General features: G+C 60.8%; 12 protein-coding genes and 1 pseudogene. 7 read left to right on the plus strand and 6 right to left on the minus strand.

Features of this window, described 5'->3' with window-relative positions; translation table 11 throughout:
* Nucleotides 1-287 precede the first annotated feature (287 nt).
* Together C8K18_RS32765 and C8K18_RS33530 are read right to left on the minus strand one after the other, a co-directional pair.
* Nucleotides 288-725 carry an SET domain-containing protein gene (locus tag C8K18_RS32765; protein WP_107711052.1) on the minus strand — a complete coding sequence of 146 codons (438 nt, stop codon included), beginning with the start codon at nucleotides 723-725 and terminating at the stop codon, nucleotides 288-290.
* A 166-nt stretch (nucleotides 726-891) separates the two neighbouring features.
* Nucleotides 892-1119 (minus strand): hypothetical protein, encoded by a 228-nt coding sequence (locus C8K18_RS33530; RefSeq protein WP_207909705.1) that lies wholly within the window; start codon nucleotides 1117-1119, stop codon nucleotides 892-894.
* On the opposite strand from C8K18_RS33530, the pseudogene C8K18_RS32775 reads away from it, so the two are divergent.
* The 5 genes and pseudogenes from C8K18_RS32775 to C8K18_RS32795 form a co-directional block, all read left to right on the plus strand.
* Nucleotides 1069-1578 (plus strand): annotated as a pseudogene (locus C8K18_RS32775) (SDR family oxidoreductase); the annotation flags it as partial. The gene C8K18_RS33530 and the pseudogene C8K18_RS32775 sit on opposite strands and share 51 nt — an antisense overlap.
* Nucleotides 1579-1809: 231 nt before the next feature.
* Nucleotides 1810-2712 (plus strand): LysR family transcriptional regulator, encoded by a 903-nt coding sequence (locus tag C8K18_RS32780; protein ID WP_006052142.1) that lies wholly within the window; start codon nucleotides 1810-1812, stop codon nucleotides 2710-2712.
* A 172-nt stretch (nucleotides 2713-2884) separates the two neighbouring features.
* A complete protein-coding gene (locus tag C8K18_RS32785; protein ID WP_107711053.1) occupies nucleotides 2885-3934 on the plus strand; it encodes an Ldh family oxidoreductase in 1050 nt (349 codons plus the stop codon).
* 138 nt (nucleotides 3935-4072) lie between these two features.
* Nucleotides 4073-5353, plus strand: a complete 1281-nt coding sequence (locus C8K18_RS32790) for an MFS transporter (protein ID WP_107711054.1) — start codon at nucleotides 4073-4075, stop codon at nucleotides 5351-5353.
* A gap of 45 nt (nucleotides 5354-5398) precedes the next feature.
* Nucleotides 5399-6130, plus strand: coding sequence for an ABC transporter substrate-binding protein (locus tag C8K18_RS32795; RefSeq protein ID WP_107711059.1), 732 nt, complete (start codon nucleotides 5399-5401; stop codon nucleotides 6128-6130).
* A 122-nt stretch (nucleotides 6131-6252) separates the two neighbouring features.
* Here C8K18_RS32795 and C8K18_RS32800 read toward each other — a convergent pair whose 3' ends face one another.
* Nucleotides 6253-6669 (minus strand): nuclear transport factor 2 family protein, encoded by a 417-nt coding sequence (locus C8K18_RS32800; protein WP_107711055.1) that lies wholly within the window; start codon nucleotides 6667-6669, stop codon nucleotides 6253-6255.
* 1286 nt (nucleotides 6670-7955) lie between these two features.
* On the minus strand, nucleotides 7956-10691 hold the full coding sequence (locus C8K18_RS32810) for a glucosidase (protein ID WP_107711057.1): 2736 nt from the start codon (nucleotides 10689-10691) through the stop codon (nucleotides 7956-7958).
* A 454-nt stretch (nucleotides 10692-11145) separates the two neighbouring features.
* Between C8K18_RS32810 and C8K18_RS32815 the strand changes: the two genes are divergently transcribed.
* A complete protein-coding gene (locus tag C8K18_RS32815; RefSeq protein WP_006052149.1) occupies nucleotides 11146-11706 on the plus strand; it encodes a DapH/DapD/GlmU-related protein in 561 nt (186 codons plus the stop codon).
* Nucleotides 11707-11744: 38 nt separating this feature from the next.
* On the opposite strand, the gene C8K18_RS32820 is transcribed toward C8K18_RS32815, so the two are convergent.
* Entirely contained in the window at nucleotides 11745-12686 is a 942-nt protein-coding gene (locus C8K18_RS32820) for a zinc-binding alcohol dehydrogenase family protein (RefSeq protein ID WP_107711058.1), read from the minus strand.
* 44 nt (nucleotides 12687-12730) lie between these two features.
* Nucleotides 12731-13654 carry a LysR family transcriptional regulator gene (locus C8K18_RS32825; protein ID WP_006052151.1) on the minus strand — a complete coding sequence of 308 codons (924 nt, stop codon included), beginning with the start codon at nucleotides 13652-13654 and terminating at the stop codon, nucleotides 12731-12733.
* Between the two features lie 254 nt (nucleotides 13655-13908).
* Here C8K18_RS32825 and C8K18_RS32830 point away from each other — a divergent pair, with 254 nt between their 5' ends.
* Entirely contained in the window at nucleotides 13909-14568 is a 660-nt protein-coding gene (locus C8K18_RS32830; RefSeq protein WP_006050767.1) for a response regulator transcription factor, read from the plus strand.
* Nucleotides 14569-14614: the final 46 nt, after the last annotated feature.

The following is a 14614-nucleotide window of genomic DNA, read 5'->3' on the forward strand; positions in this document are numbered from 1 at the left end:
ACGTCTGACCAGGCGCGCACCACGAAATAATGGACGCTGCTACAGCTTAGGCATTCCGTTGCATAGCGGTCCTTATCGTTTTCCCAGGTAGTAGATGGGCATGCTTCAGATTCTCTTAAGGTTCGAAGGCGGGAGTACCCGTGATCGTCGCTAAAGTAACGTCCTCGACTTACAGTTTCGAAACAAGCTGCATGTGTTCCGCAAGCTTTCGCTCACTCGCACATACTGTCCCCAGCCAGACGGCCGGCCTTCGTTTCAGGCAATCCCCGCACCGAGGCCAAGCTGCATCACACGCCAGCGAGCATCGTTCCGCGGCATCGACGGTGACCGCAGCGGCAGGCATACTGGGCCCGCACTGCGGCTGAAGCGCGGCCCTCGGTCGTGAGCCCATATGCGATAAACAGCTCCTCGCCGGCTCTGATATTCGACACCGCCTGAATGTAGACCCTTCCGTCGGACTCGACCGCCTCACAGTTGGCGACGCAGGCATGGTTAAGCCAGCGCGCACTGTTGCCGCCAAGCGAACCGTCAATGACGCGCCCATCGGAAAGACCAAAGAGGAACGTATGGCCCGCCTCCCCGAATCGGCGATGGCGGCTTACGGCATGCTTCCAGGCCATGACCGTACCGGTGTATTCGAGGATGAGTTCGCCAGCGCGCAGCTTTCTCAGCGCAAACACGCCGCGGCCATGCACGCTCGAGCGGCGGACAGAAATTCTTCTCATCGTTGATTGATCGTGCGTGAAGGACTATCGACGCATTCTGCAGAGCCACGGCCGCTCCGCCGGCGACGATGCCATCGCGCCGCCAGTCGTAGACAAATCTTTCTCATGAAGCTCCCTAAGTCGGTAAGCGTACATCATCGGTTGCGTCATCTGCGTACGCGCCTCATCACGCCGACACAACATGTTCGACTAAGGAATTCGCCTTGCTGCTGCAGTCGCGAATAGCTCGCTCGTCGCCGCCGACTCGTGAGGATGCGGGCCAGGCGTTGTTCACAAGTGACTGGCAGAACGACTCACTGCGAATGTCGCCCGGCAACGCGACCGCCTTGCGTCCCGGCAACAACTGGGTGGCCTCGACATCCTGGTCAACAACGCGGGGCGCCAGCAAAGTCACGATTCGATCCTCGACATCACCACCAAGCAGTTCGACTGGACATTGCGCACCAACCTGTACGCGATGTTCTGGATTACAAAGGCCGCGATTCCGCACATGCCGCCGGGCTCCGCCATCATCAACACCAGTTCGGTGAACGCGTACGAGCCGTCCGCGAACCTGCTCGATTACGCGCTGACAAAAGCGGGAATTGCGAACTTCACGAAAGGGCTCGCGAAGCAGATGATCAAGCGAGGCATTCGCGTCAACGCCGTGGCACCCGGTCCGTTCTGGACAGCGCTGCATGTCACCGGCGGACAGACGCCGGAAAACGTGCAGAAGTTCGTCGAGCAGGTGCCGATGGGTCGCCCTGGGCAGCCCGCCGAAATTGCACCGCTTTACGTGGAGCTCGCATCCGCGCAGGCGAGCTACGTGACCGGGCAGGGGTTCGGCGCGTCAGGTGGTGCGGGCAATCCTTAGAAGCCGTCGCGGTAGCACGTTGGCTCGCTTCCTTGCTCGCGTGACTGTGAGCGCCGGAAGCATCGGCGCGACGACCGTGTGCTACACGCGCTCTTTACTACGGTCCGAGCCGCGTCCCCATCGCGGCGGGCGAAGCGCAAAAATGGCCGATTCGTGTATCGCACGCGCGAATTGACATCGGGTCCCACGCCACCGACACTAGCCAACTCCTTTCACGGTGTGACCATTGGGATGGACTTCGAGATATCCGACTTGCGCGCCTTTGTCGCTACAGCCGACCTGGGGAGCTTTCGCGCCGCAGCGGACACGCTGCATCTTTCGGCATCAGCGCTATCGCGTCGAATAGAAAAGCTGGAAGAGGCACTAGGCGTCAGGCTTTTCGAGCGAACCACGCGCAAGATGGACTTGACCATCGTCGGCCGCGGATTTCTGGAGCGCGCGTATCGGATCCTCAACGAGGTCGACAACTCGATGCTCGAATTCGACGATCTCGCGCGCAAGATGACGGGCGAACTCACCATTGCGTGCGTGCCTTCGGCTGTACGCTATTTCCTTCCGGAGGCCATTGCGGCCTATCATCAACGCTACCCGGGCATCCGGCTGCGTCTGATCGACGAGCCGTCGTCGATGGTTTTTCTCGCTGTCGCGCGGGGTGAAGCTGATTTCGGGCTAACTTACGTCGGGACACACGAGCCCGATATCGAGTTCACGCCGCTCCTCGACGACCCGTTCGTTCTCGCCTGCCCGCGCAGTCATCCGCTCGCGAAACGCAAAGCTGTCGCCTGGGCCGAACTCGCCAACCTCGACTATCTGGCGATAGCGCAAGGCAGCGGCAATCGCGCGGTGATAGATGAGGCGCTGGCCGGCGTCGCTGAGCGCCCGAAATGGTTCTGCGAAGTGCGCCATGTGCCCGCTCTCGTGAGCCTGATCGAAGCAGGGCTTGGCGTGGGCGTCGTGCCTCGCCTGGCCATGCCTCGCGGGCCACACAAGGTGCTCGCCAGCGTGGCGCTCACCGATCCGCCTATCCGGCGCACACTCGGCGTACTCCAGCGTCGCGGACGCGGCTTGTCTTCCGCCGGACGCTTCTTCCTCCAGTTGCTGACGGAGATGCGCGCATCCGATGCGTTGCAATAGCTTCGCGGCTATCCGGTAGTTTGAATCGATTCGTGCATACGACGCACCAATTGCACGAAAATATGCGTTTGTCACGTGGGTCGCCTTTCCCCGATCATCTGCAAAAAGGAAGCGCTGTCTGTCGCAGCCACCTGATTCGCACTGCTTTTTGATCGAAGGAGACACCCTGTCCATGACCCACCCCACCTCAACGCACGGCATCGTCAGCAAGGCGCAACTGACCGAGCTGACCATCGAAGCACTCTGTGCGCTCGGCCTGAATCGCGCCGACGCTACCGACACCGCCACCATCCTCGTGCTCGCCGACCTGTTTGGCTTGCGCACTCACGGCACGAGCCGAATCGAATCATACGGCTCTCGCCTGCGCATCGGTGGCATCAATCCCACGCCGTCGATCACCGCGCAACAGGTCGGTCCCGCGCTTCACCGACTCGATGGCGACAACGGCATCGGTCCGCTCGTCGGCTATCGCGCACTCGATCTGGCGATGACGGCGGCGCGCAAACACGGCATCGCGTGCGTGTTCGTTCGGGGCAGCAATCATTTCGGCCCGGTGTCGCCCTATTCGTACCTCGCCGCCAGGCAGGGATTCGCCAGTATCATCGGCAGCAATGCGACGACGACTATCGCGCCGTGGGGGGGCACCGATGCGCGCCTCGGAAACAGTCCCGTCGGCTTCGGCGTTCCGGATCCGGACGGTCATCCGTTCATTCTGGACATGGCGATCAGCGTTGCGGCGCGGGCAAAGATTCGAAACGCGCTCAAGCGCGGTGAACCGATTCCCAGCGATTGGGCGACCGACGCCCAAGGCAAGCCGACCACTGACCCAAAAGCAGCGCTCGATGGCTTCCTGCTGCCGATTGGCGGCCACAAGGGCTACGGCCTCGCGCTGGTCGTTGACCTGTTCGCCGGACTGCTTTCCGGCGCGGCCTATCTGACGCACGTGAAGTCCTGGGAAGACGACCCTGAGCAACCGCAGAATCTCGGCCACTTCTTCATCCTGATCGATACAACCAGGCTCGGCAGCACCGAGTGGCTCGCGAAGCATATGGCCGACTATGCGGCAATCCTGCACGGCTCGAGGCCTGCCGATCCCGATGCGCCCGTGATCGTGCCCGGCGAGATCGAACTCGGCCGTCTGGAACGCCAGATGGCCGAAGGCATCGATATCGGCGCAGCACAGCTCGCGATGCTGGAAGCGACCGCGCGTCCGCAGCACTGAAGGCGTATTTATCTGCGTAACCCACAACGCCCATACCGCCTCGACCCGCGGCGCGCCGGCGAACAGAAAAGCGACAGGCCGGGCGGCCCAACGGGCGCCCGGCGGTCAAGCACATAGCAAGCTTGAAGGAGACAACAGGTGACAAACATCCGATGGCGCATCGTCCTGCTGCTGTTCATCGCAGGCTTCATCAATTATCTCGACCGCTCGGCGCTGTCCGTCGCCGCGCCCGCCGTCATGCGGGAACTGCATATGTCGCCCAGCAGCCTCGGGCTGTTGTTTTCGACCTTCTTCATCGGCTACGCGGCATTCAATTTCATAGGCGGATGGGCGGCGGACCGCTGGGGCGGCAAGCGCGTCTTTTCAGGCGCAGTCCTGATGTGGTCGTTGCTATGCGGCGCGACCGGCCTCGCCTCCGGCTTTGGGTCGCTGCTGGCAGTGCGCACCTTGTTCGGCATGGCCGAGGGTCCGCTTGCGACAACGATCAACAAGCTCGTGAACAACTGGTTCCCGCATAAGGAATCGGCGACTGCATTCGGCTTTGCGAATTGCGGTCTGCCCTTGGGTGGCGCAGTTGCGGGGCCGGTAGTCGGTCTGCTGACTGCGACTTACGGCTGGCGCGTCGCCTTCGCGGCAATCGCGTGTTTGGGATTGCTCTGGCTGATCTTCTGGCAGTTCATGGCGACGGACAAGCCGCATCAGCATCCGCGCGTATCCGACGAAGAGCGTCGGCTTATCGAATCCGACCGCAGCGTCCCGGAAGATCCTTCGGACGTGCAGCGCCTCGGCTTCTACCTCAAGCAGCCGGCCATTCTAGCGGCGATGATCTCGTACTTTGGCTACAGCTACATCCTCTTCTTCTTTCTGACATGGTTTCCGAGCTTTCTGATGATGGACCGTCATTTGAGCCTCAAGAGTATGAGTCTCGCGACGGTACTGCCGTGGTTGCTAGGGTTCATCGGTTATGGTTTGAGCGGTGTGCTGTCGGACTTTATTTTTCGCCGCACGGGCAATGCGTTGCGTGCCCGCAAACGGGTACTGATCGTATGCCTCGGGACTGCGGGAGTTTGCGTTACGCTGGCCGGCGCCGTGACCACGACAGCCAGCGCGCTGCTGCTGATGGCCATTGCCGTGTTCGCGCTATATCTCAGCGGTAGCACCTACTGGGCGCTGATTCAGGACACGATCCCCGGTCCGAGGCTCGGCAGCGTCGGCGGATGCGTGCACGCCATCGCAAACTGCGCAGGGATCGTCGGGCCGGCTGCAACCGGATTTCTCGTCGAGCAAAGTCATACCTTCTTCAGCGCGTTCGTCCTCGCCGGCGGCATTGCGCTTGCCAGCGTGCTCGCCGTGGCGATACTGCTGCGGCCGCGTTCGTCGACGAAGCTAAAGTCGAGCAACGCGCGGGTCTGCGGCTGAACACTCATGCTCATCCACGAATTCCAATCTCCTGACACTCTCACCATGAAACCCGACCTATCCGTCATTCGCGCGTTCGCCCCTACCGGCAAGCTGCGCGCATCGATCAATCTTGGCAACCCGATTCTCGCGGGCAAGGACACGTCAGGCGCACCGACCGGTGTTTCGGTGGACCTCGCGCGGGCCTTGGCCGCAACCCTCGGGGTGGAGTTCGAACTCATGGTTTGCAATTCGGCGGGCAAGTCTGTCCAGGTGGTCAGCGAGGAACGAGCGGACGTCGGCTTCTTCGCCGTCGACCCACGACGAGGAGAAACCATCGCGTTCACCGAGCCATACGTTTTGATCGAAGGCTACTACCTGGTCCGCGACGCTTCGCCGATTCGCTGCAACGAGGACGTCGATCAGCGGGCCGTCCGTGTGGCCGTCGGCGAGGGAAGCGCTTATGACCTGTTCCTGACTCGCGAGCTCAAGCATGCGCAAATCGTACGCGCGCCGACGTCCCCGACAGTCGTCCAAACCTTCCTGGACCAGGGCCTCGAAGTTGCGGCTGGCGTCAAGCAACAACTCGAGGCAGACGCAGCTCGAGCGCGGGGCTTGCGTTTGCTCGATAAGCGATTCATGGTGATCCGTCAGGCAATGGGTTTGCCGAAGAGCCGTGGACCAGCGGCAGCAGATGCATTGAGGGCTTTCGTCGAGGAAGCGAAGGCGTCCGGGCTCGTCGCGCAGTCACTCGCACGCCACGAGATCATCGGCGCGTCAATTGCGCCTGCTGCATAACGGAAGCCACGCAGCAGCCGACCGCCATCACTTGCACATCCGAACCTTCTATCGCGCGGCAGTGAAGTGCACGGCGGTCAACATAACCTGGTAGACGTTGCGTGGGTACCGATCCCGACGGTTCAGAGCCCGCGGCTCGCGTCCGTGTCAGAGGCCCGCGCCAGTGCTTGCGTGTCGATATATTCCCGGATATTCGCCAGCTTGCCATTCCGAACGGTAATGGCGAATACCCAGTCGTCCTTGAACGTCCTGTTCGTCGCTTTGATTTTCCCCGTAGCGACGCCGACGACCAGAACCCGGTCTCCCTGCGCCACGAATTCGGGAGGCTTTGGATAGGTCATTTCCACCTCCTCTGAAGCCTTCTGAAGCACTTTCGCCAACCCCGCGTGCCCGCGGTGCGTGCCGGCCAGCGGCCAATCTTCGCCCGGAATGACCCACTCGATATCTTCGGCAACCAACGCCAGCAGACCTTGCTTATCGCCGCTGCCTATCGCTGCAAAGAAATCCTTCACGATCTGAATGTTCTCTTCGATGCTCATCGAATCTCTCCATTTCCTTTTATCGGATCGTGTCCGTTTTAATCGGCTACCTTGTGGACTGGCGGCGAGGACGTGGCGCGAGATGAGCGAGCGCGGGCTACCAGTACAGCGTATCGAACAAATCGAACCGGCCGTGCAGACCGATTCGACGAAACCCGAGATGGTGTTCGCGCGCTCCGCTCGCTGCTGCACAGATAGCCTCATTCATGACATCGATCGACACGCCTCCCACCCATGCCACGTGTATGCCAGTCCGAAAATCTCCGGCGAACGACGCATGACACTGTGACGCGAATCAGGCGACCACCGGTCCAATTTTTGCCCCTTGACACAACTCTGCTGTATGCAATCTCGAAACTCGTACGGTACGTCGATTGCATACAGCAGAGTTTCGCCGTCGTGCTCATGTGCCGGCACGCCTGCGGCGATGCCGAACTGGATCGCATGCAATCTGTCGCGCAAAGCCATCATCTTGGTCTGTTCGCAGGTCGACGCCGCCCGGTGCAATTTACCTTTTCTCGTTTCGACGCTGACAGCGCGGGACAACTCGACGCCTATCCCGCCTGAACGCGCTGCATCCGACACCGCTAAGCACCCCGGCCTATCAATCGCCACTGCCGCGAAGCCTTCAAGCCCGCATCGGGGCATTCCGCAGTTTCCTCCATCGGGCTTATTCGACGTCTGCCGATAGGCGCGGAGGCATTCATGTGGCCGATAGCGGTGCGCGCGGAACCGATACTCGTGGATGTCTAACGTCCCCCAAAGGTCATGAAAAATCTTGATGTCTCAGACTCGCTGGTCATCCGGCTGTTGACAACGGTTCTTAGCAACGATTGTCATTGCGCGGCTTTGCTTGCATATCTTCGATGCGGAGCTCGGATCTCCGCTGCTGGAGGCAACCGCACCCGCGGCTCTACTTTTTTAGCAATCCCGTCGTCCGGCGTTGCGAATGCGATGTATCGATGCTCATGCCGCCGACAATCAGGACGATTAAGGGCTCGGAAACAGCATCCGCAGCGTAGCCCGGGCGAACGGACGTCGGTGGCTCAAAAATGGTTGACGATCGACAATAGCGTTGGGCTGGAAGAGTTCAAGCGGACGCATGGAACACGGGCACTTGGGGAAATCTGCAAATTTATGCAATTGCTGCCTAAAGGAACAATTTTTTGCCCAAACCGTCGTGGGAAAATTGTTCTTGAGAGCGCCCGAGCCTTTGTTTAAGGCCCGCTGGCCAGGAACAAATTTCTGCAAACCGGCGACATACCTCGGGCACTTTGCCTCGCTCATTATCCACCGGTCTCTTCTCCGCCCACCTGCCCCCTGACGACTTGCGACATCACGCGTGCACGATCGATTTCCAGCGCGGTCTTCGCGTCGACGCGCCCGAACAGATCGAGCAGCGGCGCGACGAGACCTGTCCAGCCGGTTTGGTGACTGGCGCCGAGGCCCGCGCCGTTGTCACCGTGAAAGTACTCGTAAAATAGAATCAGGTCGCGCCAGTGAGGATCGCTCTGGAATTTTTCCGTTCCCCCGTAGACCGGTCGTTTGCCTTCCGCATTGCGCAGAAACGTGCCGGTCAGACGACGAACAATCTCCTGCGCCACTTCGAAGAGCGTCATCTGCTGCCCGGAGCCGGTGGGGCATTCGACCTTGAAGTCATCGCCGAAAAAACTGTACAGGTTCACCAGCGCGCGGACGATCAACAGGTTGACCGGCATCCACACCGGTCCGCGCCAGTTGGAATTGCCGCCGAACATGCCGGTATTCGATTCGGCCGGCAGGTATTGCACCTTGTACTCCTGTCCGCCGACGTTGATCGCATAAGGATGTTCCAGGTGATACAGGGAGAGCGAACGGATGCCGTGCGGCCCGAGGAATTCGTTCTCGTCGAGCATATAGCGCAGCACCCGTTCCAGCTTGCGCCTGTTCAGAATGGACAGCAGCCTGCGCTGGTTATAGCCGATGAAGCCGGTGTCGGTCGGGGCAATCTGCGCGATCAATTCGGGGTAGCGTTTGCGAAACTGCGCGATCAGCGCGGCGAGCCTGGGCATGCGCTCGAGAGAGTGCGCCTCGAACACCGTCGACGCGCACAGCGGCAGCAGCCCGACCAGCGACCTGATCTTCAGGCGCGTCGTCTTGCCGTCGGGCAGGCGCAGCAGATCATAGAAAAAGCCGTCCTGCTCGTCCCACATCTCGTCTTCGTGTTCGCCGCGTCGGTCCATCGCATAGGCGATCCACATGAAATGCTGAACGAACTTGAAGGCGACCTCCTCGTAGAGCGGGTCGTACTCGGTCAGATTGATCGCCATCTCCAGCATGGTCTGGCAGTAAAACGCCATCCATGCGGTGCCGTCCGCCTGTTCTAGCGCCCCGCCCGTCGGCAGTTCCGCGCTGCGGTCGAACACGCCGATGTTGTCGAGACCAAGAAAGCCGCCGGCGAATACGTTGCGGCCCGAGGGGTCCTTGCGATTGACCCACCAGTTAAAGTTGAGCATCAGCCCCTGAAACGAGCGCTCCAGGAAACGCGGGTCGGCTCGTCCCAGTTCTTTCTCATACTTGTACAGCCACAGCGTGGCGGCGGCATGCACCGGCGGATTCACATCGCTGAAATTCCACTCGTAGGCGGGAATTTGCCCGCTCGGGTGCACGTACAGGGTGCGCAGCATCAGCAGCAACTGCTCCTTCGCGAAGTCGAAATCGACCTGCGCCAGCGCGATCGTGTGAAAGGCCAGGTCCCAGGCCGCGTACCACGGGTACTCCCACTTGTCCGGCATGGAGATCACGTCGGCGTTTAACATGTGAAACCACTCGGTATTGCGCACATCGCGCCGCGCGGAGTCGAGCAAAGGATGACTGCCATGCTCGCGAAGCCACAGTTCGAGATCGAAGTAATAGTACTGCTTGCCCCAGAGCATGCCTGCCAACGCCTGACGATGCACCCGGCGCTGGTCTTCGGACAGCGATCTGGGCGTAATGCGCTCGTAGAACTCGTTGGCATCGGCGAGGCGGCTATCGAAGATCTGCTCGAAGCCGCCAAAGGCGTCGTCGAGTCTGGATGGCGCAAGGCGCAAGCGGATGGTCGCGCTGCCGCCACCAGGCACCTCGCAGCTGTAATGGGCCGCTGCCTTGGTTCCGGTTCTCTCCGGATTCACGGCGTCGCGCTGTCCCGAGACAACGTACGCGTGGAACGCATCCTTGACATAGCGCGACGCGTTGGACTGATCCCACAGGCGCTGCGTATTGCTTTCGTTTTCGGTGAAAAGCGTCTCTGGTGCGCCTTCGCAGTGAAGCCAGTATTCGCCCAGATCGTGGTGCGCGGCCCGGATGACGCCAGCGCCCGCATCCTGCACGGACGGCTTGCGCTCGTCCTCGCCCCATGACCATGTATTGCGGAACCAGAGTGTCGGCAGAACGCGTAACGGTGCGGTCTCGGGTCCGCGGTTGTGCACGGTAATCCGCACGAGGATATCTTCCGGAGCGGCCTTCGCGTATTCGACGAATACGTCGAAATAGCGGTCATCGTCGAAGATGCCGGTGTCCAGCAGTTCGTATTCCATCTCCTCGCGCGATCTTTGGCGGTTCGTCTGGACGAGATCCCGGTACGGATATTCGCGCTGAGGATATTTATAAAGGTACTTCATGTACGAATGCGTGGGCGTGCTGTCGACATAGAAGTAATACTCCTTCACGTCCTCGCCATGATTGCCCTCACTGTTGGTGAGGCCGAACAGGCGCTCCTTCAGGATGGCGTCCTGCCCATTCCATAACGCCAGCGCAAAACACAGCCGCTGCTGATCGTCACACACTCCGCCTAGCCCGTCCTCGCCCCACCTGTAGGCGCGTGAACGCGCATGGTCATGGGTGAAGTAGTTCCACGCATCGCCGTTGTCACTGTAGTCTTCACGCACCGTGCCCCACTGCCGCTCGCTGACGTAGGGCCCCCACTTCTTCCACGGCACGTTCGCCTCGCGCGCATCGTTCAGGCGTGCTTGTTCGGCTACATCCACGATTGCAGGGGCCATGCTTTTCTCCGGTACAGGTGAGCCGCGATGTGCTGGTCGTGATGAAACAGAACAGCCAGACCGCTGCTGCTCACGCTACAACCTTCGAACCACCGCCGCCATTGGACCTTAGTCCCATGGACTCCGAGGAAACCGACGGTAAGCGGCCTTCGTCGAACTGGTCCAGATGCCTGCGCGTAGGTGCGGCTGCGAAGCGCGACGGGCACCTGGTGACACCGACTGTCGTCGCGAACTCACGCCAACTCAGCCGCCAACTCGGCCGCCTCCGAAGGCACTGGTATACTCACCTGTTCCGCATATCGATACCGCGAACGGCCGGCTCCATACCGCGGCCTGTCCCGGCGTGAACAAATGAGTCACGCCAGAATCGCATCCCCAAAACGCAACCATCGAAGGCCCGATTTTCCATATCGAGTTCCCTATCGTTGACGCATTACTCGGAGGAGTCAAAGAAATGGACCTCAGAAGTATTTTGAAAAGATCCAGCCTCAAGGGACTCCTTTATTCGCTAGTCAAACCGCGGACCATCCAATGTGCGGGACGACCCATAGTCGACGGATACTTTCCCGATTTCGCCGGCAAAGGACGCGTCACGCTCGGAGAGAATTGTTGCTTCCGCTCGTTTCGTCTTCGGCAGCAATTCACGGTGCTCCAGGATGCCGTACTCGAAGTCGGCGACAACGCACTATTCAACGACGGTGTCGTTTTATGCGCCGCGAAATCGATCAAGATCGGCCACTCCGTGAAGGTCGCGGACATGGTCTATATCTACGACACGCACTTTCATCAGGTATGCCCGGATGAACCGCTAACCGAGGCATCGGTTTCAATCGGCAACAACGTGTGGATCGGTGCGAACTCGATGGTTCTGGCAGGCGCTTCTATCGGCGACCACAGTGTCATTGCGGCCGGATCGATTGTCACCGGCGCAATTCCTCCCAGGAGCCTCGCCGGCGGCATACCGGCACGCGTGATCAAGACCTTCGAAGCGCCTGATGACTGGGTCCGCAGCTAGACTGACGTCGCGCCGCTGCGGCTTTCACAGCGCGGCTTTCACAGGCTCAACACGATGCGTCCCGACGTGCCCGCGTCGACGGCACGGTAAGCCGCGACGGCATCGTCGAGTGCATACGTTCTCGCGATCGCGGGCGGCTGATAACTGCCCTCCTCGAACCCTGCGCGCAAGTCTTCGAGAATCCTGGCGGCCGCGGTGAGGTCCCGCTTGAGCGAATCGACACCCATTAGCCGGCTTTCATTGTGATAAAAATCGGCCAGGTCAAAGCTCACCTGACGACGATCCGTCGCCGAGATTTCGATCAGACGTCCACGCAGCGCGAGCATTTTGACGGCCGTTTCGAACATCGAGCCGCCCACCGTATCGAACACGACGGATGCGCCGCCATCGCTCGCTGCACGCAACTGCGCGACGGTATCGCCGAGGCTGTCGACGGCGGCATCGACATACGGGTTCATGCGCGCGCCTCGCGTCACGCCAATCACCGTTGCCCCAATGCGCCGCGCGATCTGCGCCGCCGCGCCGCCTACGCCGCCCAGCCCGATGATCGCCACCGTGTCCGCGTTCGTGACCTGCGCCGCTTCGACTATCGCGCACCACGCGGTCACGAAGTTGACGCCGATCGCCGCCGCCTGTTCGTGCGACAGGTTGCCCGGCTTGCGACAAAGGCTCGCGACGGGCACCGCGATCTGCTCAGCGTGTGTGCCGTCATAGGTAAAGCCGGCATCGCCCGAGCCCCACACTTCCACGCCGAGCCATTCCTGCGGGCCGTCGATAACGATGCCCGAATAGTCGCGCCCCGGCGTGCGCGGCAGCGTCGTCTGGCTCATTCGGCCGCCGACATTCTTTACGTCGCTCGGATTGATGGATGCCGCCCGCACCTGAACAATTGCGGTGTCTGCACCGGCCGAGGGCGCCGGAACTTCGTCGACGAACAAGACGTCCGGCTGACCGAACTGCGCAAATCTAAGTGCCTTCATGATGACGGGAACGCTCCGATGGATGAGATGCCGTCAATGATGCATCAACGCGGCGGCAACGCCCCAAAAAATCGCTCGACCAGATCTGGTTTGTCGAGCTGAGCGATCCACCACTCCAACGCGCGGCCCATTTTGTCTTCGCGCCACGCGAGATAGCAATTTGTATATTCACGCACGCCCGCGACGCGTCGCGTCACGAGTTTCCCTTCGCTTATCGGGCCTTCCGCCACGCGATCGGGCAACATGCCGACAGCGATACCTTCGCACAGCGCTTCGACCTTGGCTGCGAGTGTGGGCACGACGATCACGCTCTGTCCGTCGTGCCTTGCGACCGATTGAGGCTGCAATTGCCGGGACGTGTCGCTTATCACGACGCCCCTGTATCGCGCGATTGCCGCGCTTTCCAGCGGCTGCGGCAAATCGGCAAGCGGATGGTCGGGCGCAACGACGAACACATGGCGAAGGGTGCCGATCGGCCGGGCTGCAATATTCGATGCATGCGGCGGCTCGCCGAATGCGCCCACCGCGAGATCGGCGCGCTGCGTCACCAGCGCGTCCCATACGCCGCCAAGCACCTCGGTCGAAAGGCGCAACTGCGTCACCATTCCAAGGTCATAAAAAGCACGAACATGCGGCCATAACGATGCGGACGGCAGAATCGCATCCAGACATATTCGCAACTCGCTTTCCCAACCGCTCTGTATGCCCTTCGTTTTCGCTTCGAGATGCCGGGCGGCTGCCAGGAGCTGACGCCCTTCATCGATAAGAAAGCGCCCTGCCTCCGTGAGTTTCGCCCGTCTGCCGCTGCGGTCGAAAAGCTCGACCTGCATGTCGCTTTCCAGTTTTTGCACGAGGTACGTTAGCGACGAAGGAACGCGATGCAACGTTTCCGCAGCTTCAGCGAACGTGCCCGTACGGTCGATCGCGTCCAGCACCTCCAGGACTTCAAACGAAATGCTTATCGGCATAGGTATTCATGTGCTCAAGGTCTTGCAGGTAATGTGCAGCCGAATGTCGATTGCGTTCGTCGCTTGCTGCGGGGGCATAAGGTTCGTATCAATAGCCGGTCTTTGTCAAGGAAGGCCGCTCAAGCGGGCAAGCACAATCCATTCGCATACCGGTAATGCATGCGATGCCAGCGCGGTTAAACTGCGGACTCCAGCGCCGCTTTTCCGCGATGCATTGCAATCACTATCACAACACTCAACGGAATTTGCGTCCCATGCGTGTACTACTGGTTGAAGACGACGACCTGATCGGCTGCGGGGTCGAAGCGGGTCTGCGTCAGGCGGGTTTCACGGTCGACTGGGCGCGCGACGGCCATAAAGCCGGCCTCGCGCTGGACACCACGAGCTACGCGCTCGTCGTACTCGATCTCGGCCTGCCGCGCGTGTCCGGCATGGATCTGCTCAAGCGAATCCGCGACGCCGGCAACGACGTGCCCGTGCTTGTGCTGACGGCACGCGGCACGGTCGTAGACCGCGTGGGCGGTCTTGAGGCCGGCGCGGACGATTACCTCGGCAAGCCCTTCGACCTCACGGAACTGACGGCCCGTTGCCGCGCCCTGCTTCGCCGCGCGCAAGGCCGCAGCGTCGAGGTAATCCGCTATGGCGATCTCACGGTGAACCCCGCGGCGCAAACGGCCCAGGTTGCCGGCACGCGGGTGCCGCTCACGTCGCGCGAATGGGCAATCCTGCTGCAATTGCTGACCAACCAGGGCATTCCGCAGTCGCGTTCGCGGCTCGAAGAAAGCCTGTATGGATGGCAGCAGGAAATCGAAAGCAATGCAATCGAGGTGCACATCTCGAACCTTCGCAGAAAGCTTGGCGCAAGGCTCATACGAACCGTGCGCAATATCGGCTACGTGGTGGAGAAAGAGTAAATGAGCGCATCCATTCGCAGGCGGCTCATGCTGCTCGTGCTCGGCA

The organism is Paraburkholderia sp. GV068 (assembly GCF_003058125.1).
GTDB lineage: Bacteria > Pseudomonadota > Gammaproteobacteria > Burkholderiales > Burkholderiaceae > Paraburkholderia > Paraburkholderia graminis.

Bases quoted from the DNA above. Each gene is read 5' to 3' on its own strand.
- C8K18_RS32765 (WP_107711052.1), bottom strand. From the start codon at position 725: ATGAGAAGAATTTCTGTCCGCCGCTCGAGCGTGCATGGCCGCGGCGTG.
- C8K18_RS32780 (WP_006052142.1), top strand. From the start codon at position 1,810: ATGGACTTCGAGATATCCGACTTGCGCGCCTTTGTCGCTACAGCCGAC.
- C8K18_RS32785 (WP_107711053.1), top strand. From the start codon at position 2,885: ATGACCCACCCCACCTCAACGCACGGCATCGTCAGCAAGGCGCAACTG.
- C8K18_RS32795 (WP_107711059.1), top strand. From the start codon at position 5,399: ATGAAACCCGACCTATCCGTCATTCGCGCGTTCGCCCCTACCGGCAAG.
- C8K18_RS32800 (WP_107711055.1), bottom strand. From the start codon at position 6,669: ATGAGCATCGAAGAGAACATTCAGATCGTGAAGGATTTCTTTGCAGCG.
- C8K18_RS32810 (WP_107711057.1), bottom strand. From the start codon at position 10,691: ATGGCCCCTGCAATCGTGGATGTAGCCGAACAAGCACGCCTGAACGAT.
- C8K18_RS32815 (WP_006052149.1), top strand. From the start codon at position 11,146: ATGGACCTCAGAAGTATTTTGAAAAGATCCAGCCTCAAGGGACTCCTT.
- C8K18_RS32820 (WP_107711058.1), bottom strand. From the start codon at position 12,686: ATGAAGGCACTTAGATTTGCGCAGTTCGGTCAGCCGGACGTCTTGTTC.
- C8K18_RS32825 (WP_006052151.1), bottom strand. From the start codon at position 13,654: ATGCCGATAAGCATTTCGTTTGAAGTCCTGGAGGTGCTGGACGCGATC.
- C8K18_RS32830 (WP_006050767.1), top strand. From the start codon at position 13,909: ATGCGTGTACTACTGGTTGAAGACGACGACCTGATCGGCTGCGGGGTC.